This window comes from Nonomuraea ferruginea (genome assembly GCF_039540635.1).
Lineage (GTDB): Bacteria > Actinomycetota > Actinomycetes > Streptosporangiales > Streptosporangiaceae > Nonomuraea > Nonomuraea ferruginea.
In genome coordinates this window covers 60,555-82,006 of record NZ_BAABFD010000006.1, presented here as the reverse complement: position 1 = coordinate 82,006, position 21,452 = coordinate 60,555, and the positions used below count along the sequence as shown (strand labels likewise).

Sequence of the window (21,452 nt, the reverse complement as noted above, 5' to 3'; positions counted from 1 at the left end):
CTTAATTCAGGCCCATTACTCTCGTAGCGTCGCTTCGGTGACCATCGAGAGGCGCCCGTCGTGTACGGGTCAGGCCGTCCACGCTCCAGGCCATCAGGTATGGCTGCTGGCGGTGAGCTACGGGGTGACCATAGCCAACCTCTATTACTGCCAGCCGCTGCTTCCTGACATGGCACGGTCGTACCCATCGGCCTTGGAGGTCGGGTACCTGCCTGCCGTCGGGCAACTGGGCTATGCGCTGGGGCTGGTCCTGGTCGTGCCGCTCGGCGACATCGTCCGTCGACGCCCGCTGGTCTGCCTGCTCCTGCTCGTCGAAGTCGTGGCGCTCGTCGTGACCAGCACGGCGCCCACCGTAGCCGTACTGCTGGCCGCGGGGGCGGTGATCGGCTTGGCCGGCGCGAGTGTGGTGAACATCCTCATCCCCTACGCCGCCGCCCTCGCCGGCGAGCACGAGCGTGGCCGCGTCATCGCGACGGTGCTCAGCGGTGGCCTAGTGGGCATTCTGCTCTCCCGGACGATCGCCGGCCCGACTGCCGAGGCGTTCGGCTGGCGTGCGCTCTTCCTGGGCGCCGCGGTTGTGACGCTCCTGCTCACCGGCGCGCTGGCACGCACCCTGCCGTCGGCCCCTGCCGAGATGGCGATCGGCTACGCCGCGCAGTTCCGGGCGACCGTCAAGCTTGCGGCGAGTGAGCCGCTGCTCAGGAGACGCTCGCTGATCGGTGCCTGTACCTTCGGCGCGTTCGGGGTGTTCTGGGCGACCGTGGCGTTCCTGCTGTCAGGACCTTCGTATCGATACGGCGAAGCTGAGATCGGCCTGTTCGCGTTGGTCGGCGTCGCGGGTGCGATCGCGGCACAGGCGGTCGGTCGTGCTGTGGACAGGGGATGGCAACGCCAGTTGACCGGAATTCTCCTCATCGTGGGCGTGGCCTCGTTCGGAGTGATGGCGATCGGAACGCAGGGCCTGGTATGGCTCGTCGTCGGGCTCCTGGCGATGGACCTGGCCGTACAAGGCACACACCTGGTGAACATGAGCGTGGTCTATGGCCTTGTGCGCGTGGCACGGTCACGGATCGCTTCCGTATATATGACCACCTACACCCTTGGGGGCGTGGCCGGCACCGCTGCGGGCACGGCGGCCTACCGGCTCGGCGGATGGACTGCGGTCTCGGCGACCGGCGCCGTGTTCATGGTCTTGGGACTGATCGTGTGGGCGCGGGACAATCATGGAGGTTTTCATGCAAGCTGACACGCCGACTCCTCTTCTGGTGCTCTGGGACATCGATCACACGCTGATCGACGCCGGTACGGTCGCGCGCCAGGCCTATGCCGAAGCGTTCCGTAAGGCGACAAACCTGACGCTGGAGCAGCCCTGGCAGTTCGACGGCCGCACCGAACTGGCCGCCGCTACTGATGCGCTGAGGGCTCACGGCCTGGATCCCGACGCCGACCTGCTGGACGCCTTCACGGATCTGCTGATCGCGGAACACCTGGACCGTGCGGGCGACCTGGTCGCTGACGGGCGTGCGCTGCCAGGTGCGGCCGATGCGCTGACGGCTGTGGGGGCCGTCCCAGGAGTGCGTCAGTCAGTACTGACCGGCAACCTGTATTCGCTCGCGGTGTTGAAGTTGGAAGTGTTCGGACTCGACCGCCACATCGACTTCCGTCTCGGTGCGTATGGAGGCGACGCCTTCGAACGCGCCGACCTGCCGGCACACGCCTTCAAGCGCACCGAGCGGCATCTCGGCCACCGACACAGCGGCGCCGACACTGTCATCATCGGCGACACCCTCCGTGACATCGCCACCGCCCACGCGGCCGGGGCCAGGATCGTCGCGGTCGCAACCGGAACCGACAGCGTCGCCGAACTACGAGCGGCGGGCGCGGATATCGTGCTGCCGGATCTCACGGACACCTGCGCCCTTCAGCGCGCTGTTACCGAAGGGGGGCGGCCCAGCTGAACCGCGGGGTAGGACCCGGCGGTGTGGTGGCAAGTGGTGTGAATGCAACTCGGGCACGATGCTATTGAGCTGAGCGTCACCGCAGCGGCCCAGCGAGGCGTTGTGCGCCTGGCGGCTCGACCATTTGGAGGAAGCTGCGCCCGATCTGCGTGATTTGGCGCTTGTCCTTGCTCGGTCGGTCACGGATACGGGGGAGCGAGTCGGGCACACCCCGTGTTAGCGTCCACGGGAGTGGTGTACGGGTCTGAACCCGTTCGTCGCCTTGATGCCCGTTCGGGAAGATCGATGTGACATGAGGGCGGCCACTCCGCGATCCTTCACAGCTGTCGAAGGCAAGAAGGAGAACGAGAAGTGGCCGCTATGGACATTCTGCCTGCTGAGGGTGAGTGGTTCGACGAGACCCTCGCCGCGGCGTCGCCCGATGTGCTGCGCGAGATGGTCGCGCGGATGGCGCAGATGATGATGGACGCCGAGATCGAGCAGCGCTGCGGCGCTGGCTATGGCGAGGTGTCGGACGCGCGGGTCAACTCGCGCAACGGTTACCGGCGCCGCGAGTGGGACACGAGGGCGGGGACGGTCGAGCTGGCAATTCCGAAGCTGCGGCAGGGGACGTATTACCCCGAGTGGCTGCTGGAGCGGCAGCGGCGGGCCGAGCGGGCGCTGGCCTCGGTGGTGGCCACCTCGTACCTGCTCGGGGTGTCGACCCGGCGGGTGGAGAGACTGGCCGAGCAGCTCGGCGTCACCAGACTGTCGAAGTCCCAGGTCAGCGTGATGGCACGGGAGCTGGACCAGATGGTGGCCGACTTCCGCAACCGGCCGCTGGACGCCGGCCCCTACACCTTCGTCTGGATCGACGCATTGACCCAGAAGGTGCGTGAGGGCGGGCGGACGGTGAACGTGCACGCCCTGGTCGCCACCGGGGTGAACGCCGACGGGCACCGCGAGATCCTCGGCATCGACGTGGTGTCGTCCGAGGACGGGGCGGGCTGGCTGGCGTTCCTGCGCGGCCTGATCGCCCGCGGCCTGTCCGGCGTCAGCCTGGTGATCTCCGACTGTCACGCCGGGCTGCGTGATGCGATCGCCTCGACGCTGCCCGGCGCGTCCTGGCAGAGATGCCGGGCGCACTACGCCCGGAACTTGAGCTCGGTCGTTCCGAAGGCCGCTCAGCCATGGGTGGCCACCATGCTGCGCACCGTCTTCGAGCAGCCCGACGCCGCCTCCGTCTACGCCCAGCACCGCCAGGTGGTGCAGGTGCTGGAGGACAAGTATCCCAAGGCCGCCGCCCATCTGGACGAGGCCCGCGACGACATCCTGGCCTTCGCCGTCTATCCCAAGAGCGTGTGGCGGCAGATCTGGTCGAACAACCCGCAGGAACGGCTGAACAAGGAGATCCGCCGGCGCACCGACGTCGTCGGCATCTTCCCCAACCGGGAGGCGATCGTCCGCCTCGTCGGGGCGGTGCTGGCCGAGCAGCACGACGAGTGGACCGAGGCTCGGCGTTATCTCGGGCTGGAGGTGCTGGCCGAGTGCCGCAAAGCCACCGAGAAAAAGGAAACAGAAGACAACAACGACACTAATGTGACAATAGATGCTATTGCTGCTTAAATAGCACCAGATCGCAGAGTGGCTTCCTTCTCGTACACCACTTCCGTGGACGCAACCCACCCCGTGAGTCGCTCGCCGCCATCCCGGACGACGAATAACCCGTGTCAGACGTGGAAGTCTATGCCGAGGCGACGGCGAGGGTACGCGAGGCGGATGCCCGCCGTCCAGAGGTTCATCCAGCTCGGCCAGGTGATCGAGCGCCTTGTACTCTCGCCGATCACATTCGTGTGGAGTAGACGCCGCTTAGAGAGCCTGGTCCGGATCGGCTTGCGGACCGACTGATCTACACAGTGGGGGATGGCTCGCGAGAACGTCGCCGCTCTTGATTCCGAGAGGCCGTCGACATGTGGGCTGAGTACCGGTCGAAGCTCTGCTGAGCAGCACATCTATGACCTGAAGCCAAGCGCTACCACCTTCTCAAGGTGCCGTATGGGTACTGCGGGACCGGTGTGGCTTGCCCCGTTGATGGCCGTCTTCGACCGTACGTGCCACCGAGCCGCCAGCGGTTCCGCTTGCGTTTATTTCGTTTGTTGCGGATACTGCGAAGAGGGGTGACGTCATGACTGACGTGCAGGCCAAGCGAGTTCAGCCGGGGAGCATCGATGCCGAGGTAGCCGGTCGCGCGGTACGCCGGATCAAGGATTACCTCATGCGGTATCCCGAGCAGCCGACCGTCCGGGTCGCCGGAGAGCACGGGGGTGAGGATCCGTTGATCCTGCCTCGCGAAGGTGTGAGTCTGCTCGCCTTCATCCTTGCCCAAGCAGCCGAAGGGCGCGGAGTCACGGTGATTCCGTCGCATGCTGAGCTGACGACACAGCAAGCGGCGGACATGCTGAACGTGTCGCGCCCGTACTTGATCAAGCTTCTGGAGACGGGAGAGATCCCCTTCCGATTGATCGGCAAGCACCGCCGAATCAAGTACGAGGATCTTCAGGAATACAAGCGTCGCGATGACGCCAAGCGCCGGACCGCGGCCGATGAGCTCGCTGCGCTTGGGCAAGAGCTGGGTATCTGAACCATGACATTCGTGGTGGTCTACGACGCCAACGTGTAGTACGGCAACACCCTGCGTGACCTGCTCAGGGTTGCAAGCCGCTGATCGAAGGGCTGAAGCTTCCTGACGCCGATGATCGGGGTGAAGTCGCCCGACGACTTCGTGCTGGACCGAATTGACCTGGACGGAAGGGGCGTTGGGGCTTGTGTGCAGTAGATCGCGGACTCACGGACCAGCCCGCCGGAGAGTGCTCGACGCTTTGGAGGCGGCGGGCAAGGTCCCGAATGGGCGCTGCGGGTCTAGTCCCCGCTCGCTCGTATGATCATCTGTCGGCCTCCTGGTTCCACTTCTCCGAGGGTGTTCCGTTCTCGCACCGAAGTGATCAGTGCGCGGAACGCGTGTGGCAGGGTGTCAGGCTTGTGCCGTAAGGCTGTTTCAAGGCGTACGAGAAAGGCGAGAAGCTCGGGGTCCGAAACAGAGAGGGCATGCTCTCTCAGTCGGTCCACATCGCGGAATACCTTGGCATCGTCGTCCAGAGGTTTTATGGTGACCAGGTTCCTGGCCATGGCCATGATGAGGTCGCCGACAGGAAGCGGCCGTCCCGTTGCTTCGACCTGCCTGGCCAGGCCGCCTGCCCACTGCAGGTTGGCCCATAGTCGTGACACCAGTGCTTCCTCCAGCCACGCTCGCACCTGCTCCCGGACCGCGATCTGCTGACCGGTCAGCGTGCGCGTGGAGATGGTCAACTCCACGATCGCGGCCAAGGCGGTGAGGGCGACGCCCAGAGTGAGTGAGCTGCTCAGATCGTCTGTGAAGACCTGGGTGGTGACCGCGGCCGTGCCGCCCGCGCTGATGGCTCTCGCCGAACTCCTCCAGCGCTGGTGACGCCGTCTGATTTCGCTGTCCGGGACGTAGCGGTGGATCTCGGCGGCCATCTCCCATCGGGCGGCGCCTGGAGATTCGCCTTCGCGCGCTTCTATCAGCACGCCGTGTGCTTCGTTGAGAACCGCTTCCGCGAACAGCGCGCTACGTCCTTCTTGCTTCACATGGTATTGGGCGAAATCAAGTGCTCTCTGTCCCATGGGGCTTTCGGCGGCGTCCTCTATCCAGGCTTTCAGTCGGTCATCGAACGTCAAGCTGAGCCGACCGCGATAATCCGGAAAGCGAACGCCCCACGTTACCTTTTCTCTGGCCCAGCGGCTCATGCGCCTGAACACACCGGAACGGTCCTGGTCGATCGGAAATTCTGTGATGTCGAGTGCGTCGCAGAAGGCGGTAGCCGCTTGTCCCACTCTCTCTGAGAGGATGGTGTCGTCCTCGCTGAGGGCGCGGGAGACGGCCTGCCAGCGCAGGTATTTGAGCCAATTTCTCCTTTCTATCGTCTTCTTTCCGATCTGATACCAACGCACGCTTTTGCCGACGTAGCTGGCGACTGGGGGATGTGTCGACATGCCGCTATGTTACAGAGAGGGTCTGTGGGTATGGTGCATTAGCTGTTATGTCTCAACTCGTACGGATTATTTCGCTTGTCCAGCAATCGAAGAGAGACCGCTCCGTGTGCCAGGGGTCGTCTGGGAAGGTCGCTATTACTACAGGTCCCGTAGTTACATGATCGTCGCCGAAATGACTCCTGCCGCGTTGCCTTCCCGGGCGACCCTCGTACCTAGGGAAACGCACCGTAACGGGGAGAATTACAGTGAAACGCGTCCTGGCGCTGTTATGTGCCTTCTTCGTCACGCTCGTCATCATGCCGCCGACGCCGGCACACGCGTCGGCGTCCACCAGCACTGTCAAGCTCGCTTGGACCTACGTCGCCCAGGCCGATCCGAAGGCCTCCCACTGGAACAGCGCGGACGGCGCGCTCGTGGGGACGGGCGTCCAGCCTCCTGGCGTGTTCCGCTCCTTCTTCCGCATGGACATCAGCCCGATGCACGGCAAGAAGCTGCTCCACGCCACCTTTTCGGGCTATCTCAAAAGCGGCGCCTGTGACCCCACCGTCGAGCTCTGGGCGACCGGGCAGATCGGCCCGGAGACCACCTGGCGCAACCAGCCGGCCTGGAAGCGGAATCTCGGCACCGGGACCGTCGCCGACGGCTTCGACTCCTGCTTCTTCGGCTGGCGGATCGGTGACCTCGTGCGGGATGCCGTCGCACGCGGTGAGAGGCACCTGACCTTCGGGATGCGTGCGGCCAGTGAGGTCGGGCCGCGCAACCTGCGGGTCTTCGAGACCGATCAGGTCAACCACCCGTACTGGGGTCGCTTCGACACGCCGGCGCTGCGCTTCTGGTACAACACCGTGCCTGAGGTGCCCACGGATCCGGCCATCAGCCTCGACGACTTCTGCGGGCCCGGATCGCGCCCGGCGACGAAGTTCGTCCCTACCACAACGCCCACCCTGGGCGCCGAAGTCGTCAACGCCGACCGGCAGCACGGCGATCAGATGTCGGCGCGCTTCGAGTGGGCGGACTCCTCCGGCACCGTTCTGGGCTCGGCGACCTCCTACCCCCAGCAGGAGGGCAGGCACTGCACCGAGGTCCCCGAAGGGCTACTCGTCGATGGCCAGACCTACCAGTGGCGGGTGCGCGCCGAGGACCACTACCAGGAGCCGGAGACCTTGGAGATGCTCAGCGACGTCAGCGACTGGACGGCCTGGCAGGAGTTCACCGTCGACGTGACCCGGCCCATGCTGCCGGTGATCGCCTCCGAGACCTATCCGGCGAACGCGACGGGCGGGCTGGTCGGCACGTCAGGCGTGTTCACCTTCGCCCCCGGTGAGTCCACCGACGTCGTGTCCTACAAGTACCGGCTCACACCGGGCGGTCCCTTGGCCGGGCAGGTGACGGCCGATGCCGAGGGACGGGCCAGCGTGTCGCTCACCCCTACGGTCTCCTTCCGCCACACCCTGTATGTCGCAGCGGTCGACCGGGCCGGTAACGCCGGGCCGGAACGCGCCTACTCCTTCACCCCAGGGCGGAACCCGGCGCCGTCGGTCGTCTCGACTGTCTACCCGGAGAACACACCCGGCGGCGGCGCGGGCGTGCCAGGCGAGTTCACCTTCTCGCCCAACGGCGCACAGGACGTCGTCGCGTACGGTTACCGCCTGGACTCCGGTGAGACGCTCCAGACCTCCGCCGACACGCCCACCGTGACCATCACGCCCGAAAGTGCCGGTCCTCACACGCTGTCGGTGTGGAGCATCGATGCGCGCGGCTACTTGAGCTGGGCACGTGACTACGACTTCATGGTGAACTGAGCGATTTGCCGAAAGTGTCGCGCGTGGGCGTGAGATCCGGGCGCGGACAGGCATAGAGCAGAAGCCTCGCCGAGGGTCGGGTCGAAGGTGACCACAACGCCCACCCTCGGCGAGGTCCGTGGTCAGTACGCGCCTGCGTCGTCCTCACGACGTCGGGGTCGAGCCCTGTGTGAGATTGGTGCGTTCCAAGGCCTGCAGGAGATCAGCGGCCAGCAGAGACGTTGCCAAAGCGACTGTCTCGGGCTCGCCGATTCCCTCTTCCGCGCGTCCGGCCATCGTTGAGCCGAGCGCGTCCGGTCCAGCCGCGAACAGTGCCGCCAGATGTTCGACGGCCTGCTCGGTGATCTCGCTGCTGATGGGGTCACGAGCCAGGAGCCTGAACGTGGCGGCCAGTTCAGCGGTGTCGGCGTCGACAAGGATGCGGTACATGTCGTGTGCGTCCTTGTCATTCAGCCGGTGGGGGCTGAAACCCGTTCGGCGATCTTGTGGACCTTGGCCACCAGCAAGGCTGCGGGTCCGGCGACTCTGACGTCATATACGCGGGCATCGGCCGGGTCAAGAGCGGTGACGTCCATCACCGTGTTGTCAATGACAGCGGCTTCGAGGCCTCGAGCACGGCGGGTGGCACGGCGATCATGTGGTGGGATGCGGGCTCCCCGCGTGTTCCTCGTACCTGCTCCTGCAAGGGCCTCGGGCACCAGCAGATCCACAGGAATGCCCGCGGGGTTCAGCCACGCTCCGGGTTGTCCGCCGATGGGGTCACGGTAGAACCCCGCGCGGCCCATGGCTTCTTCCAGAAGCGGATCGTCCTCCAGGACTCTCGGGTCGAGTACGAGGTCGCTGTCCTTGGTCGTCTCGGCGAGCGCGACAGGGCTTCGTGTGGTCCGCAGGTAGACGGCCTGTGCTCCGATCACGATCACAGCGTCGCGATGGGCGTCCAACGCGGCCAATGCATCGAGAAGCGCGGACCGAGATCGGACGAGGATGTCACTACTGCTTACGCCAGGAGGATTCATGCCGTGCCATCCAGTCAAGGAGTTCTTCGGCTTCGGAGGGGCTGCGTCCAGGGCCTGTCATCAAATCGACGGCGACCTGGGGTGGCGCGGCGATCGTGAGACCGGAAGCGTCGGTAAGGGTACGGACGAAGACGACGTCGTTCTCCGGCTCGGCCAACATCACATTTGCTCCGGCATCAGCGGGGCGAAGGTCCCAGAGCTGGGCGGTGTGCTCGGCATCCGTCGTGTAGATCATGGCGGAGCGGGCTGGAGCATAGGGGGCCCAGGTGGCTGCGGCCAACGTCCCGGTGATGGCGTACTGGGTGGGATTATCACCCGCCCGTCGCATGAGATCAGGCAGCCCTCTCGGGGCTATCCACCGTGTGACTCGACTGCTTCGTACGAACCCGTAGTCTTCGCTCCAACGCCTCAGCAGCGGGACCCAGTCGGGAACTACGACCGCACCCGAACTGGTCCGCGTTGCCAGGTTCTCGCTCTCCAGAAACTCGATCACCCGGTAGGTCGACCCGGTGGATACGTCAGCGACGTCGATCAGTTCACGGATCGCCCACGATCTTTCGTGGTCCAACAGCGCACGGACGATTTTCGCAGCGGGAGCGCCCTTCAACGTTCCGCGCGGTCTTCCAGGACCGCGCCACGGATCATGGTCAGCCCCTCGATCGGCAATGTAGAGACCGGGCTGAGAGACGTTCAGGTTGATGTTCCCCGTCGCGTCTATGTAGGACAGGCCGGCCTCAGAGAGCCGCTTACGCACGGGTGGTGACAGGTATCGGGCGGCGACGACCCCACGGCTGCCCGGATGTTCGTCCGCGGCGGCATTCAAATGCTGGAGGGGTGTGGCGGTGTCACGTCTCTCCACCACGCGCTTGGCTTCCACGACCAGCACGACCGAGGTTCCGTCCGGTGCTGTCACCTTCCAGAGAGCGTCGAAGCGAGCATCGGGCGGTCTGCGGCTCAGGGGTTGGACGTCCCATCCGGGTGGCAGCCGGTCACCTAGCACAGCCATTCCGGCTCGCAGAACTTCGACCTCGTTCTGTGGCTGTGGTCTCGCCTCCATCGGTGCTCTCCAAGTCGCTCGGTGTTCAGGAAAAATCCTAACTCCGCTGACGACGGAAGGAGGGGATTTCCCGAACAACGCCGGAGACGGTTGCTGGGATGGGTCTCTGATACCGCTCCGCCAGCTTCTCGGCGCTCAATGGGGCGTCGGTGTGTCATGCGTCAAGGCGTAGGAGCGTTCGATCAGGCTGGTCATCGCTTGTTGGAAGTCGAGACGCCGCTGCTCGCTCCAGCCGTCGGTCAGTCGGTCGAAGACCTGCTCCTGCCAGCGGTGCGCGTCCTCCAGCAGCGCGTGGCCTGACGAGGTCACCGTCGCATGGCGTCGGCGTCCGTCCGCCGCCGAGGTCCGCATCTTCAGGTATCCGGCGTCTGTCGCGCTCTTCACCAGCCGGGACGCTCCGCTCTGGTCGATGCCGATCTCGTCGGCGATGGCGTTGACCGTCGCTTCCCAGCCGTGCCGGGTGAGGGCGAAGACCGCCTCGGTGACGAGGACGAGCCGGCCTTGCTCAGTGGCTCGATGGTCCACGCTCCTGCGTGACCAGTGGCGTACGAACTGGAACAGGACCTGTCCCGGGCCGCTCATTCGGTGGCCGCCATCTCACGGCAGATGTAGGCCAGTTCGAGCGCTGACCTGAGGTCGGGCAGTCGGAGTGCGGCGGACACCTTCTGCCCGGTCACTCGGAACACGGTGGCCACCCTGGTCGGGGTCTCGCTCCCGGGCCAGGTGGCGTCCTCCTCCACGACCATGAGCCTGTCGCTGATGGGGTGCCACGACCGCGGGGTCATCGTGATCCCGGAGCGCTCGACCCACTCCGCGAACTGCCCGGGGGTGATCGGACCCGCGCCCTTCGGGCCCAGGACGACGACCGGATCGCTGACCGCCTTCGCCGCACGCTCCAGGTCGCCGCCGTTCACGCTCGCGTGCCACTCGTCGATGGTCTCTTCCAGAGCTGACTCCATGAGCGAAGTGTATGCGAAACGCATGCATCTCTGGGCGCGGCGATCCGAGCAGCGACACCCCCGCGCGCGGCATGGGCTAGGCTCCGCCCGATGTCTTCCCCATCTCCCCGCCGACAGCCGAAGCGACCCAAAGCACCTGCGGCCCCCAAACTGCCCTCGCCGCTCGTCATGGCGGAACTTCCCCGGCATGCCCTGGAGGACGACGGCACCTACCGCGGCCTGGAGTTCAAAGGCGGCGACCTGACCTCTCGCCAGGCTGACGCGGTGGACTACGAGGGCTGCCGGTTCGTCACCACCAGCTTCGCGGGCACCCAGTTGCGTCGAGCCGGGTTCGTCGACGTGGAGCTGGAACGCTGCGACCTGTCCAACATGACGGCCAGAACGTCGGGCATGCATCGGACCCGGACGTCGGCGACCCGGCTGACCGGCATGACCTGGACCGAATGCACGTTCCGTGACGTGCTCTTCGACGCATGCCGCGCCGATCTGACCGGGTTTCGATTCTCGACGTTCAAGAACGCCGTCTTCCGCGACTGCGTCATGCGGGAGGCCAATTTCCAGAACGCCGACCTGCGGGGAGTCCGCTTCGAGCGTTGCGATCTGAGCGGAGCGCAGTTCTCGCAGGCGCAGATGGACGGCGCGCACTTCTCCGACTGCGTGCTGCTGGGGATCGGCGGTGTCACCAGTCTCAAGGGCGCGATCGTGGCCGGCCGTGACGCGCAAGGACTGGCTCTCGCCCTGGCCGGCGCGTTGGGCATCCTCATCGAGGAGTAGAGCATCCCCACGATGCGGCGGGAGATCCCTGTACGAGTGAGCGTCGCCGTGCCGGTCACCGCTCGCGACGGCGTCGTGGCTTGCCGGTCACCCCGCCGAACAGCGCCAGGCCCTTCACCACGAGCACCGGCGCCGACGGGTCGACGTCGGGGCCGCCGTGCACGTCGAAGCCGCCGAAGATGCCGACGCCCTCGTTGCGCACCTCCATCCCCTCGGGAACGATGATCTCGGTCCCGCCGAAGATCGCAGTGACCTTGATCTCGACTTCCCTCGCCTCGAACTCGGCATCGGTCAGGTCGAACCGTACGCCACCGAAAAGGGCGAGCGCCCTGGTCCGGCGCCGTACTCGCCAGCGGCCCTTGCGGTCGGCGCCGCCGAAGATCGCGATGACGTTCTCGGGCTCGGCGTTCGTGGCCGGGGAGTTGGAGACCAGGTTCGGGGTGACCGGGTGGCGCTGGTCGATCTGGAGGTCATGGGTGAGGAGTTGGAGTTCTCCCACGGTCTTGGCCTGGTAGAGCTTGTCCAGGCGCTCGGAGTACTCCTCATGGCTCAGCTGACCGGTGCTCATCGCTTCACCGAGCACGGCGGCGATCTGCTCCCTGTTGCTGTCCGAGGCACGCAGATGCGACCGCTGGGAGTCCATGGGCGAGGGGCGGTTTTCCATACCAGTCACGATAGTTCTCGTTCCTCCCTGGAGGGAGCCCGCTTCCGGGTCGTGGTCAGCGCCGTGACAGCCGGTGACCAAGGAGGAGCCTTGATCGAACATGTCCTCACCGCGCGTTTGCTGGTCATGGCCTTTTCCTCGGACGAACTGCGGGCCTTCGCTCTGGAACTCCGGCGCGGCCGATGTCGGGACCTTGGTACGTCACGCCAAGCGGCTCGTTCCGCAGATGGCGCACGCGGACCTGCCGAAAGCCCTGGCCTTGTCCAGATCGACCTTGTCGATATCCCTCAGTTCGTAGCCCTGGACCCTGCCACCTTCCTGCCCCGCTTGCAGCGCCATGCAGTCGGGGGAGGTGTGGTAGCGGTCGCCGGCTGCGGTGACCCATACGTCAGTCATGATCACTTCCGCTTCTGGAATGGTCTCGTGAGAGTTCTCAGCGGCGCCAGTGGCCGCCGCGGCAAAAGTAGGTGCGGCCGTTCGACGCGAGGCCGGCTGCTCCAGGCGTCCCGCAGAAGCCACCCGGGTGCGCTCTGGCAAGCGGTGCTGGCTCTGACCGGATCTTCGGTTCGGGCTTTCGGGTGCGCTTCTGTGGGCGTCCTTTGCTGGCGTCTCGGTCATCGCGGTCGCGGGCCTTTGTTACGCCGTCGCCGTCTTTGTCGTTGTCATAAGAGTCTTCGATGCCGTCCTCGTCGAGATCGTCGAAGTCTTCGGCGGAATCCGGCTTCCACGAAGCTTCCGGCGTCCACGAAAGGGTCTGCGATGGGACGGGCGGAGGGCTGTAGGCGGCAGGAGGTGCTGGGTCCTTAGCGAAGAAGAGGGCGTTACAACCGGCCGCGACAAGGAGGACAACTGCGAGACAACCGCAGCCTTTCGCCTGGTCGCGATCTGCGGGTTTGGTATCGGGCATCAGCGCTTCCTCTCCGAATCCGCATGAACACGAACGGTAGGTGGGACGCTGCGGTGCGCTGAAGAGTTCGCGGATCTCCCGTGTCGATTCCGTGCTCACTTGGCCACGTCGGCGAACCAGGTGATGAAGGAAATGGACGGGCTCACCCGCCAAACCCGCTCGGCTCGGGCGTACGACACGTCCAAGCCGAGCGCGACGCTGGCGGCTGTACTACGCCGAGAGAGTTCCATCTCGGCACATCGGGCGACCGGAGACCGTTATGGCGCATTCCCGAGGAAGCTCAGGTCGTCGCCGTGGAGCGTGAGTAGTTCGTCGTCGGGGCCGCGCGTCTCGATCTCCTCTCCGACGTGCACGAGGAACAGTTGCAGGGCGCCGATGGGTGGCGGGGCGTCGGGGAAGACCTCGGCGCCGTCGCCTTCCAGGGCGTGGAGGTGGCGTTCGAGGCTTGACGCGTCGATGGCCAGGCGCACGGGCGGGACGAGGGGCGCTCCCTCCCAACGGGTGATCTCGATGAACTCCCCACCGGGATCAGCGGCCGCGCGGGAGTCGAATCCGTTGAGTCGTCGGACGAACTCGTCGAACAATTCGCTCCGGTCCATGGGCGTCATGGTAGCGGGTGCCGATGATTCAGACGCCCTTTCAACGCTGGGCGACGGGATAGGCCGTGATGATGTTCTTCGTTTTCGCGGCGATGACGACGACCGGCCTGTAGCGGGCCCTGACCTTGTTTTTCTCGTCCCGGATTTGTATAGGCGTACGGTAGGCATAGGTGTCGTTGTTCTGACGGTACGCCGGTGCGGAGTCGGGTGCTTTCAGCGTCTGTTCGATGGCCCAGTCCGCGAAGCTGCGCCAGTCCTGGCCGAGGTAGTTCGCGACGGCCTGCCAGTCGTCCCGGTGCCTGTCCTTGATGTGCCGGTAGCCCCATTTGGCCGACCCGCACAGCAGCTTGGACCTGGTGCCTCTGGGCGCCGGCCGGAACTCCTTGCGTGTGAACGTACGGACCAGCTTGCCGTTCGGGGCCTTGGCGCCGCACGCCTGCCAGACGTCCCGCGATTGCTCGGGCGACGTGAATCGGTGCGAACCGGAGGTGGCCATGAAGACGACAGGTTCCGGGTCGCTCTGCGTGACGAAGAGGGGCGACGCGAGGATGACTGCCGCCGTTACCGTCTTGACCGAGATGATCATTTTTCCCCTGCGCATTCGACTGGTTATGCGAAGGCGGCTCATTGTGAAAGGCCCAGGCGGCAGGACTTTTCGACGAGTTCGACGCTACAGCCGGTTCAGGAAAAGGGAACACGTCATTCCTGGAAGGTATCGGCGGTCTCCCGTGCGGTCGCCTCGTGTCCGAAACTGTGCGCATCGTGGCGTTTCAGACGCTCGTGCCGGCCGGCGGCCGCCGCCAGGATGATCCCCAGCGGACATCTGAGGACAGTAGGAGAGCTGATGGGCACGGCTGTGGTGGTCTACGGTGCGTATGGGCACACGGGGCGGTTCGTGGTGGCGGAGCTGAGGGAGCGGGGGTTCGTCCCGGTGCTGTCCGGGCGCGACGAAGGCAAGCTGCGGGCGGTGGCTGAGCCGGGGGACGACGTCAGGCCGGCGTCGGTCGACGATGCGGCGGCGCTCGACCGGGCGCTGGCCGGGGCGGCGGCGGTGGTCAACTGCGCCGGGCCGTTCGCCACGACGGCCGCCCCGGTGATCGAGGCGGCGTTGCGGGCCGGGATCCCCTATGTGGACGTGGCGGCCGAGATCGAGGCGAACGCCGACACGTTCGCGCGGTTCGCTGACCGGGCCCGCGAGGCCGGAGTCGCGGTCGTCCCGGCGATGGCGTTCTTCGGCGGTCTGGCCGATCTGCTGGCGACTGCGGCGATGGGTGACTGGACGGCGGCCGACGAGGCGCACGTCGCCTACGGGCTGAGCAGCTGGCACCCCACGGCCGGGACGCGCGTCGCGGGCCGGGTCTCCGGGCAGCGGAGGGACGGCCGGCGTGTCCGCTTCACCAAGGGTGAGCTGGCCTACCACGACGACGAGCTGCCGACGCTGCGGTGGTCCTTCCCCGAGCCGATGGGCTCCCGGGAGGTCATCGGGGAGTTCGCGATGGCCGACGTCGTCACGATCCCCAGCCACCTGTCCATCCCGGAGGTGCGCTCGTACATGGCGGTCGAGGCGGCGAGGGACCTGGCGGCGCCGGACACGCCGGCGCCGGTCGCTGCCGACGAGCGCGGACGGTCCGGGCAGACGTTCCTCGTCGACGTCGTCGTACGGTCCGGCGGCGAGGAGCGGCGGGCGGTGGCGAGCGGGCAGGACATCTACGCCATCAGCGCGCCGCTCGCGGTGGAGGCGGTGCGGCGCGTCCTGACCGGGCGGGCCGCGACCACCGGTGTCGCCTCCGCCGGGGCGATCTTCGACGCACCGGACTTCCTCCGCGCGCTGTCCGCGCACCTGAAGTTCGAGCTGCGTGGATAGGCGCTTCGACGTCGCGGGCGGCACCCCGGGGTCTACTGGGAGGAGCCCTGACGCTGGAGCAGCAGGGTGACGAAGCCCAGGACCTTCCGGTAGCCGTGCAGCCACGTGTCGCGGTGTTCGAGGGCGGCCGCTCGGGCAGCGTCGGCGTCGGGGCCGGGGTGCTCGTTGGCCCAGCGCAGCAGCGTGCCGGTCCAGGACCACTCGTAGTCGTCCCATTCGGACAGGTCGCTGGTGTACGCGTAGACGGTGTCGAAGCCGGCGGACTCGGCCGCGGCGACGGTTCCTGGCAGGTCGAGGAGGTCTGACGAGCCGACGCCGAGGCGGGCGAGCGCTTCGGGCGTCGGTTCGCGTTCCCAGAAGCCCTCGCCGATGAGCGCCAGCCCGTTCGGCTTGAGGTAGCGGCGCACGTGTCCGGCGGTGGGGCCGAGGCCGCCGAACGCGTGGGTCGCCCCGACGCAGAGCACCAGGTCGTACTTCTCGGCGACCGGGAAGTCGGCGGCCGGCTTCTCGTGCAGCCGGATGCGCTCCCAGACGCCCTGGACCTCGGCGTGCGCCTCGGCCGCCTTGAGCGCCTCGGCGGAGACGTCGACGCCGTCGGCGGTCGCGTCCTCGTACAGCGCCAGCGCGCGGAGCGTCCACGCGGCCTCGCCGCAGCCGAGATCGAGGATCCTCGCCCCCTCGGGCAGCCGGGCCCGGCGCAGCAGCCGGGTCACGTGCGCGCCGGAGACCGGAGCGGCGATGGGGTGGTCGCGGTGGGCGAGATGGCTGATGAGCCGGCGTTCCATGGACCCATCCAAGCCGAGTGATCAGATCTTGACGACCACTTTTCCGGACGCGTGTCCCATTTCCTGATAGCGGACGGCTGCCGGGATCTCCTCGAAGGGGTAGGTACGGTCGATCACCGGGGTGACCTTGCCGGCCTCGATGAGCTCGGTCAGCGCCAGCAGGTTCCGCTTGTTCTCGGTGCAGCCCACCACGTCGGCCGTGGTCATCGTCTGCGACACGAACAGCGACAACAGGGGCGCCGCGACCACGTGGGGCATGGGACGCAGCCACCTGCCGCCCTTGCCGCCGACGACCACGTAGGTGCCCTTGCGGGTCATCACCCGCCTGCAGGCCAGGGCCGAGTGGCTGCCGGCGCAGTCCAGGACGACGTCGTAGCGCCGGCCCCGCCGGGTGAAGTCCTCCTTGGCGTAGTCGACCACGTCGTCCGCGCCGATCGAGCGGACCAGGTCGACGTTGCGCGGGCCGCAGACGCCGGTAACCTGCGCGCCGAACGCCTTGGCGATCTGTACGCCGAACGTGCCCACGCCTCCTGAGGCGCCGATCACGAGCACGCTCTGGCCCGGCTGGACCGGGGCCCGGTCGCGCAGGGCGATCAGGGCGGTGTTGGCCGCCAGGGGCACCGCCGCGGCCTGCTCGAACGTCAGGTTCTCCGGCTTGGGGGCCAGCTCGTCCGCCCGTACGAGGGCGTACTGGCCGAAGCCGCCCTGCTTGGACATCGCGTACACCTCGTCACCCGGGCGGAACTCGGTCACGCCCTCGCCGACCGCCTCCACCTGGCCTGCCACGTCGGCGCCGAGGATGGAGATCTTCGGCCGGCGAACCCCCAGGGGGCCGCCCATCAGGCGTGAGACGCGGGGCTCGCCTCTCATGAGGTGCCAGTCGTACGGCTGGACGGAGGTGGCGCGCACCCGGACGAGCACGTCGCCGCGGCCCGGCACGGGCCGGTCGAGGGTGGTGAGTTCGAGCGCGTCGGGTGAGCCGTACGAGCGCAGGACGAACGCCTTCATCGTTTTCTCCTCGGGAGATCCGGAATCGTGCAATCAGCGTAAAAATCCTGCTCAAGGGGGTCATCAGCCGAAAGTACGCCTGATTGACGGACGATCGGCCAGCTCAACACCGGCCCTTCTGCTGATGAGCCACCACCCGCTCCACCGTCACGATCGGGGCATGACAGACAAGATTGCGACGCGGCAGGGCCGGGCAGGGTGGACCGTGGCCGCGCTGATCGGGCTCGGCCTCATCCCGGTGATCGCCGGCGGCATCCGCATGGCCGAGCTGACCGGCGGCGCGGCGGTCACGCCGGACAACGCGCGGTTCCTGGCCTCGCCCGTCCCGATCGTGCTGCACATCGTCGGGGTGACCGTCTACACCGTGCTCGGGGCGTTCCAGTTCGTCCCCCGGTTACGTCGCAGGAAGGTCGGCTGGCATCGCAGAGCCGGGCGGCTGCTGGCCCCGTGCGGGCTCGTCGCGGCGCTCAGCGGGATGTGGATGGCCGTGTTCTACGCCCTGCCCGAGCATGACGGGCCGCTCCTGGCCGCCTTCCGACTGGTGTTCGGCACGGCCATGGCCGCCTCGATCGTGCTCGGCCTGGCGGCGATCCGGCGGCGCGACTTCACCGCGCACCGCGCCTGGATGATCCGCGGGTACGCGATCGGCCTGGGCGCGGGCACGCAGGCGTTCGTGCTCGCGCCCTACTACGGGATCGCCGGCCCGCCCGACCAGCTCGCCAGGGCGCTGCTCCTGGGCGCCGGTTGGCTGATCAACCTGATCGTGGCCGAGGTGATCATCCAGAGGTGGCCGGTCAGGTTCAGCTCCTGACCCGGTTCGTCTCGTACGCCCACATCGCGATCTCCACGCGGTTCCGCGCGCCGAGCTTGGCCATCAGGCTGGCGATGTGGGACTTGACGGTGCTGAGCGAGATGTGGAACTCGTCGGCGATCTCCCCGTTGGTGCGCCCGCGCGCCACCGTCAGCAGGATCTCCTCCTCCCGGCCGGTGAGCGCCTCCACGGGACGGGCCGGCGGCTCGGCGGGGCCGGTGCGGGCGAAGGTGTCGAGCAGCCGAGCGGTGATGCTCGGCGCGATCAGCGCGTCGCCGCCCGCCGCGGCGTGCACCGCCTGGGAGAGCAGCTGGGCGCCGGCGTTCTTCAGCAGGAAGCCCCGGGCGCCGGCCCGCAGCGCGGCGTAGACGTACTCGTCGAGGTCGAACGTGGTGATGACGACGACCGCGAGGGGGTCGGCGACGTCCGGCCCGGCGAGGGCGCGGGTGGCGGCGATCCCGTCGAGGCCGGGCATGCGGATGTCGAACAGGCACACGTCGGGGCGCAGCCGCCGGGCCAGCTCGACGGCCCGCCGCCCGTCGGCGGCCTCGCCGACGACCTCGATGCCGGGCTGGGCGTCGAGGATCATCACCAGACCGGTACGCACGATCTCCTGGTCGTCGGCGACCAGCACCCTGACGCTCACGTCGCCGCCCCCGTCCGGGGCAGCACGGCCGTCACGGTCCAGCCCCTGCCGGGATTGGGACCGGCCACGCACGTGCCGCCCAGCAGGCCGGCGCGTTCGATCATGCCGACGAGCCCGTAGCCGGGCGACGCGCTCAGCCGCGCGAGCCCGTCGTCGCTCACCCGCAGGTGCACCGACTTGTCGTCGGCGTCGACGCGGACCTCGATGCGGGTGGCGTGGCGGGCGTGCCGCCGGGCGTTGGTGACCGACTCCTGGGCGAGCCGGTAGACGGCGGCGCCGACCGAGGGGGAGAGCCCGTCGAGGTCGCCGGAGACCTCAACGTCCACGGCCGGGCCGGACGGGCTCCCGGCAGCCAGTTGCTGGAGGTCGGCGATGCCCCGGCCGGGCTGCTCGTCATGGCGCAGGACGTGGACCATGGCCCGCATCTCGTCCAGGGCCCGCGCCGCCTCGGCCTCGATCACCCGCAGCGCGTCGGTCGCGGCCTCCGGTCGTGACGCCGCGGTGGCGAGGCCCGCCTGCGCCCGGATCGCCATGGCCGAGATGTGATGGGCGACGGTGTCGTGCAGGTCGCGCGCGAGCCGTTCGCGTTCGAGCAGCTTGACCTGGTCGAGCTCGCGCGCCCGCGCCCCCGCCCGGAACCGGAAGGCCGCGCCCAGCGCCAGGGCCGCGAACATGACGGCGAGCCCGCCGACCGCGTCGGCGGACGCGATGCGGCCGGCGGCCATCGAGTGGAAGAGCGAGCCGAGCATGATCGGCAGCCCGATCACGACCTCGCGCCCGGACCCCCACCGGGTCAGCGAGTAGACCAGGATCAGCAGGTAGGCCAGCGTGTTCGTCTCCGCGGACTCGCCGGACGTGACCAGCGTGGCCAGGTTCGTGACGCCGAAGGCGATCACGAGCATGAGCAGCGGACGGGTGCGGCGCCACAGCAGCGTGGGGATCAGCCCGAGGGTGATGAGCACCGCGACGGTCCGCCACGGGAGGTCCGTCCGCAGGGCCCCTTCGAGCACCGCGACCGGCACGAGCACCGCCACGAGCACCCAGTCGCGCCACACCCGCGCGGGCGGGCCGGGGGGCCGCGGCTCATTCCACATGGAGCGGATGAGACCGATCACCTGCTCATCGTACGAGAGCGCCCCGCCGATCGGTCAGGACGATTCTCCGGATGTACGGGCACCTCGAGAACCGTGGCGTGCCGGCCGTCGGCGTCCACGAGGTGTTCTTCCAGGGTGGGGCCGTCGACGGCCAGATGGTGGCGGCGCAGCCAGCCGAACAGTTCGTGACCGGCCGGGACGACCCCCGCCGACGGCGGCACGACGGCTCGCACGACGGTGCGGGCGGGCAGGGTGAGCTGCTCGCCGGCGCGGCCGGTGGTCACGGCGCAGGTGAAGCCGTCAGCCGGTGGCCCGTCCAGCCAGGTCAGCAGGGCGGCCGGTGGCGCCGGGCAGAGGGCGGCCAGCTCCGACGGGTGGCGCACCCGCGTGCGGCGGACGCGCAGGCGGCGCGGGCCCACGGCGGCCTGCTGGGGCAGGATCGACATCGGGGCGTCGAGGTGGTCCTGGGCGCGTGCCGCGGTCGCGGCCAGCGTGGCGATCTCGCGCCGGATGCCCGTCATGGTCTCGGCCAGCGCCTGGCGGAGCTGGGCCTCGGGCGCGTCCAGCAGGTCGGCGATCAGGCGCAGCGGCAGGCCGAGGCGCTGCAGGCCGCGGATGCGTTCGAGCCGGGACAACTCGGTGACGCCGTACCAGCGGTAGCCGGTGACGCCGTCGACCGCGGCGGGGGCGAGCAGGCCGATGTCGTCGTAGTGGCGCAGCGTGCGTTCGGACACGCCGGTCATGCGTGCCAGTTGCCCGATCCGCCACATGCCGCCCTCTCTGTGTGGACGTGTTGACCTTGCCGCCGCGGCAGGGTTCTACCTTCCCGCCATGACTGATCAGAAGAGCCGGTCGCTCACCGGCGTGCTCCTGCTCGCCTCGCTGGTAGCCATGGTCGCCGCCGCGGCCATCGTGGTGCCATCGGGGTTGACCCTGAATCCCGCTGATCCCGCCGCCGCGCTCGCCGCGGTGCGCGAGCGGACCGGCCTGCATCTGACCGAGCTCGCCCTGGACGTGCTGGGCTGGCTGGGCCTGACCGCCGCCGGGCTGGCCATGGCCGTCCGCCGGGCGGTCATGGCCGGTGGTCTGCTCGCCGCCGCCGGGCTGGCGGGGCTTCTGCACGATGCCGGCAACCTGGCGGTGACGCAGCTGGCCGCCGACCCCGCCGCCGTGACGGTGGCCTCGGCGGTCCTGCTCACCGCCAAGTGGATGGTCAACCTGGCCGGGCTGCTGTGGGTGGCCGCCACCGTCGCGGCCGCGGCCGGCGTCCCCGGTCGTCTGCGTACCGCCGGCCTGGTCGCGGCGCTGTCCGGGCTGGTCGCGGTGGCGCTCCCGTGGACGACCGGGACGGACGGGCCGACGGCGGCGATGGAACAGCTCGGGTACGCGCTGCATCTGCCGATCATGGTCTGGTACGGCATTCTGGGCCGGCGGTTCCTGCGGAGTTCGTGAGCGCCG

General features: G+C 67.9%; 25 protein-coding genes. 9 read left to right on the top strand and 16 right to left on the bottom strand.

The genetic code is table 11. From position 1 onward, the window contains the following. Nucleotides 1–37 precede the first annotated feature (37 nt). The 4 genes from ABD999_RS13285 (at nucleotide 38) to ABD999_RS13270 (ending at nucleotide 4,578) form a co-directional block, all read left to right on the top strand. Entirely contained in the window at nucleotides 38–1,246 is a 1,209-nt protein-coding gene (locus ABD999_RS13285; RefSeq protein ID WP_271274802.1) for an MFS transporter, read from the top strand. Continuing rightward, a complete protein-coding gene (locus tag ABD999_RS13280; protein WP_271274803.1) occupies nucleotides 1,236–1,958 on the top strand; it encodes an HAD hydrolase-like protein in 723 nt (240 codons plus the stop codon). The genes ABD999_RS13285 and ABD999_RS13280 overlap by 11 nt, the downstream gene beginning before the upstream one ends. A gap of 360 nt (nucleotides 1,959–2,318) precedes the next feature. Continuing rightward, nucleotides 2,319–3,563 (top strand): IS256 family transposase, encoded by a 1,245-nt coding sequence (locus tag ABD999_RS13275; protein WP_271274804.1) that lies wholly within the window; start codon nucleotides 2,319–2,321, stop codon nucleotides 3,561–3,563. A 559-nt stretch (nucleotides 3,564–4,122) separates the two neighbouring features. Then, nucleotides 4,123–4,578: a helix-turn-helix domain-containing protein gene (locus ABD999_RS13270; protein ID WP_271274805.1), complete on the top strand. Its 456-nt coding sequence runs from the start codon at nucleotides 4,123–4,125 to the stop codon at nucleotides 4,576–4,578. 278 nt (nucleotides 4,579–4,856) lie between these two features. Here the strand turns inward: ABD999_RS13270 and ABD999_RS13265 are convergent, their stop codons facing one another. Further along, nucleotides 4,857–6,008 carry a hypothetical protein gene (locus ABD999_RS13265; RefSeq protein ID WP_271274806.1) on the bottom strand — a complete coding sequence of 384 codons (1,152 nt, stop codon included), beginning with the start codon at nucleotides 6,006–6,008 and terminating at the stop codon, nucleotides 4,857–4,859. Nucleotides 6,009–6,253: 245 nt separating this feature from the next. Here ABD999_RS13265 and ABD999_RS13260 point away from each other — a divergent pair, with 245 nt between their 5' ends. Then, nucleotides 6,254–7,810, top strand: a complete 1,557-nt coding sequence (locus ABD999_RS13260; protein ID WP_271274807.1) for a hypothetical protein — start codon at nucleotides 6,254–6,256, stop codon at nucleotides 7,808–7,810. 144 nt (nucleotides 7,811–7,954) lie between these two features. On the opposite strand, the gene ABD999_RS13255 is transcribed toward ABD999_RS13260, so the two are convergent. The 5 genes from ABD999_RS13255 to ABD999_RS13235 all read right to left on the bottom strand — a co-directional run bounded on the left by ABD999_RS13255 (nucleotide 7,955) and on the right by ABD999_RS13235 (nucleotide 10,842). After that, nucleotides 7,955–8,239, bottom strand: coding sequence for a hypothetical protein (locus ABD999_RS13255; protein WP_271274808.1), 285 nt, complete (start codon nucleotides 8,237–8,239; stop codon nucleotides 7,955–7,957). 20 nt (nucleotides 8,240–8,259) lie between these two features. Further along, nucleotides 8,260–8,730: a hypothetical protein gene (locus ABD999_RS13250; protein WP_271274809.1), complete on the bottom strand. Its 471-nt coding sequence runs from the start codon at nucleotides 8,728–8,730 to the stop codon at nucleotides 8,260–8,262. A 70-nt stretch (nucleotides 8,731–8,800) separates the two neighbouring features. Then, on the bottom strand, nucleotides 8,801–9,712 hold the full coding sequence (locus ABD999_RS13245) for a hypothetical protein (protein ID WP_271274810.1): 912 nt from the start codon (nucleotides 9,710–9,712) through the stop codon (nucleotides 8,801–8,803). A 306-nt stretch (nucleotides 9,713–10,018) separates the two neighbouring features. Then, nucleotides 10,019–10,465 carry a MarR family winged helix-turn-helix transcriptional regulator gene (locus ABD999_RS13240; RefSeq protein WP_271274811.1) on the bottom strand — a complete coding sequence of 149 codons (447 nt, stop codon included), beginning with the start codon at nucleotides 10,463–10,465 and terminating at the stop codon, nucleotides 10,019–10,021. After that, nucleotides 10,462–10,842, bottom strand: a complete 381-nt coding sequence (locus ABD999_RS13235) for a hypothetical protein (RefSeq protein ID WP_271274812.1) — start codon at nucleotides 10,840–10,842, stop codon at nucleotides 10,462–10,464. The genes ABD999_RS13240 and ABD999_RS13235 overlap by 4 nt, the downstream gene beginning before the upstream one ends. A gap of 168 nt (nucleotides 10,843–11,010) precedes the next feature. On the opposite strand from ABD999_RS13235, the gene ABD999_RS13230 reads away from it, so the two are divergent. Further along, nucleotides 11,011–11,616, top strand: a complete 606-nt coding sequence (locus ABD999_RS13230) for a pentapeptide repeat-containing protein (protein ID WP_271274813.1) — start codon at nucleotides 11,011–11,013, stop codon at nucleotides 11,614–11,616. Between the two features lie 55 nt (nucleotides 11,617–11,671). Here the strand turns inward: ABD999_RS13230 and ABD999_RS13225 are convergent, their stop codons facing one another. From ABD999_RS13225 to ABD999_RS13205, 5 genes are all read right to left on the bottom strand, one after another. Then, nucleotides 11,672–12,280 (bottom strand): DUF1707 SHOCT-like domain-containing protein, encoded by a 609-nt coding sequence (locus tag ABD999_RS13225; protein ID WP_271274814.1) that lies wholly within the window; start codon nucleotides 12,278–12,280, stop codon nucleotides 11,672–11,674. A gap of 201 nt (nucleotides 12,281–12,481) precedes the next feature. Continuing rightward, on the bottom strand, nucleotides 12,482–12,676 hold the full coding sequence (locus tag ABD999_RS13220; protein ID WP_271274815.1) for a hypothetical protein: 195 nt from the start codon (nucleotides 12,674–12,676) through the stop codon (nucleotides 12,482–12,484). 37 nt (nucleotides 12,677–12,713) lie between these two features. Continuing rightward, entirely contained in the window at nucleotides 12,714–13,187 is a 474-nt protein-coding gene (locus tag ABD999_RS13215; RefSeq protein WP_271274816.1) for a hypothetical protein, read from the bottom strand. A gap of 257 nt (nucleotides 13,188–13,444) precedes the next feature. Further along, on the bottom strand, nucleotides 13,445–13,786 hold the full coding sequence (locus ABD999_RS13210) for a hypothetical protein (protein WP_148036402.1): 342 nt from the start codon (nucleotides 13,784–13,786) through the stop codon (nucleotides 13,445–13,447). 40 nt (nucleotides 13,787–13,826) lie between these two features. Beyond that, a complete protein-coding gene (locus ABD999_RS13205) occupies nucleotides 13,827–14,372 on the bottom strand; it encodes a hypothetical protein (RefSeq protein ID WP_148036403.1) in 546 nt (181 codons plus the stop codon). Nucleotides 14,373–14,630: 258 nt separating this feature from the next. Between ABD999_RS13205 and ABD999_RS13200 the strand changes: the two genes are divergently transcribed. Then, nucleotides 14,631–15,650, top strand: coding sequence for a saccharopine dehydrogenase NADP-binding domain-containing protein (locus tag ABD999_RS13200; RefSeq protein ID WP_271274817.1), 1,020 nt, complete (start codon nucleotides 14,631–14,633; stop codon nucleotides 15,648–15,650). A gap of 32 nt (nucleotides 15,651–15,682) precedes the next feature. Here ABD999_RS13200 and ABD999_RS13195 read toward each other — a convergent pair whose 3' ends face one another. Further along, nucleotides 15,683–16,435: an SAM-dependent methyltransferase gene (locus ABD999_RS13195; protein WP_271274818.1), complete on the bottom strand. Its 753-nt coding sequence runs from the start codon at nucleotides 16,433–16,435 to the stop codon at nucleotides 15,683–15,685. 21 nt (nucleotides 16,436–16,456) lie between these two features. Then, nucleotides 16,457–17,443 (bottom strand): NAD(P)-dependent alcohol dehydrogenase, encoded by a 987-nt coding sequence (locus ABD999_RS13190; protein WP_271274819.1) that lies wholly within the window; start codon nucleotides 17,441–17,443, stop codon nucleotides 16,457–16,459. A 160-nt stretch (nucleotides 17,444–17,603) separates the two neighbouring features. On the opposite strand from ABD999_RS13190, the gene ABD999_RS13185 reads away from it, so the two are divergent. Beyond that, the gene (locus ABD999_RS13185; RefSeq protein WP_271274820.1) at nucleotides 17,604–18,254 is read left to right on the top strand and encodes a DUF2306 domain-containing protein; all 651 of its coding nucleotides are present in this window, start codon (nucleotides 17,604–17,606) and stop codon (nucleotides 18,252–18,254) included. Here ABD999_RS13185 and ABD999_RS13180 read toward each other — a convergent pair. From ABD999_RS13180 to ABD999_RS13170, 3 genes are read right to left on the bottom strand one after another with little or no spacing between them, the layout of a single operon-like run. Next, complete coding sequence (locus ABD999_RS13180) at nucleotides 18,244–18,900, bottom strand: response regulator (protein WP_148036408.1); 657 nt, start codon at nucleotides 18,898–18,900, stop codon at nucleotides 18,244–18,246. The genes ABD999_RS13185 and ABD999_RS13180 overlap by 11 nt on opposite strands. Next, complete coding sequence (locus ABD999_RS13175; RefSeq protein ID WP_271274821.1) at nucleotides 18,897–20,015, bottom strand: sensor histidine kinase; 1,119 nt, start codon at nucleotides 20,013–20,015, stop codon at nucleotides 18,897–18,899. The genes ABD999_RS13180 and ABD999_RS13175 overlap by 4 nt, the downstream gene beginning before the upstream one ends. Further along, entirely contained in the window at nucleotides 20,012–20,764 is a 753-nt protein-coding gene (locus ABD999_RS13170) for a MerR family transcriptional regulator (protein WP_271274822.1), read from the bottom strand. Before ABD999_RS13170 ends, ABD999_RS13175 begins: the two co-directional genes overlap by 4 nt. Before the next feature lie 61 nt (nucleotides 20,765–20,825). Here ABD999_RS13170 and ABD999_RS13165 point away from each other — a divergent pair, with 61 nt between their 5' ends. After that, on the top strand, nucleotides 20,826–21,446 hold the full coding sequence (locus ABD999_RS13165) for a hypothetical protein (protein ID WP_148036411.1): 621 nt from the start codon (nucleotides 20,826–20,828) through the stop codon (nucleotides 21,444–21,446). Nucleotides 21,447–21,452: the final 6 nt, after the last annotated feature.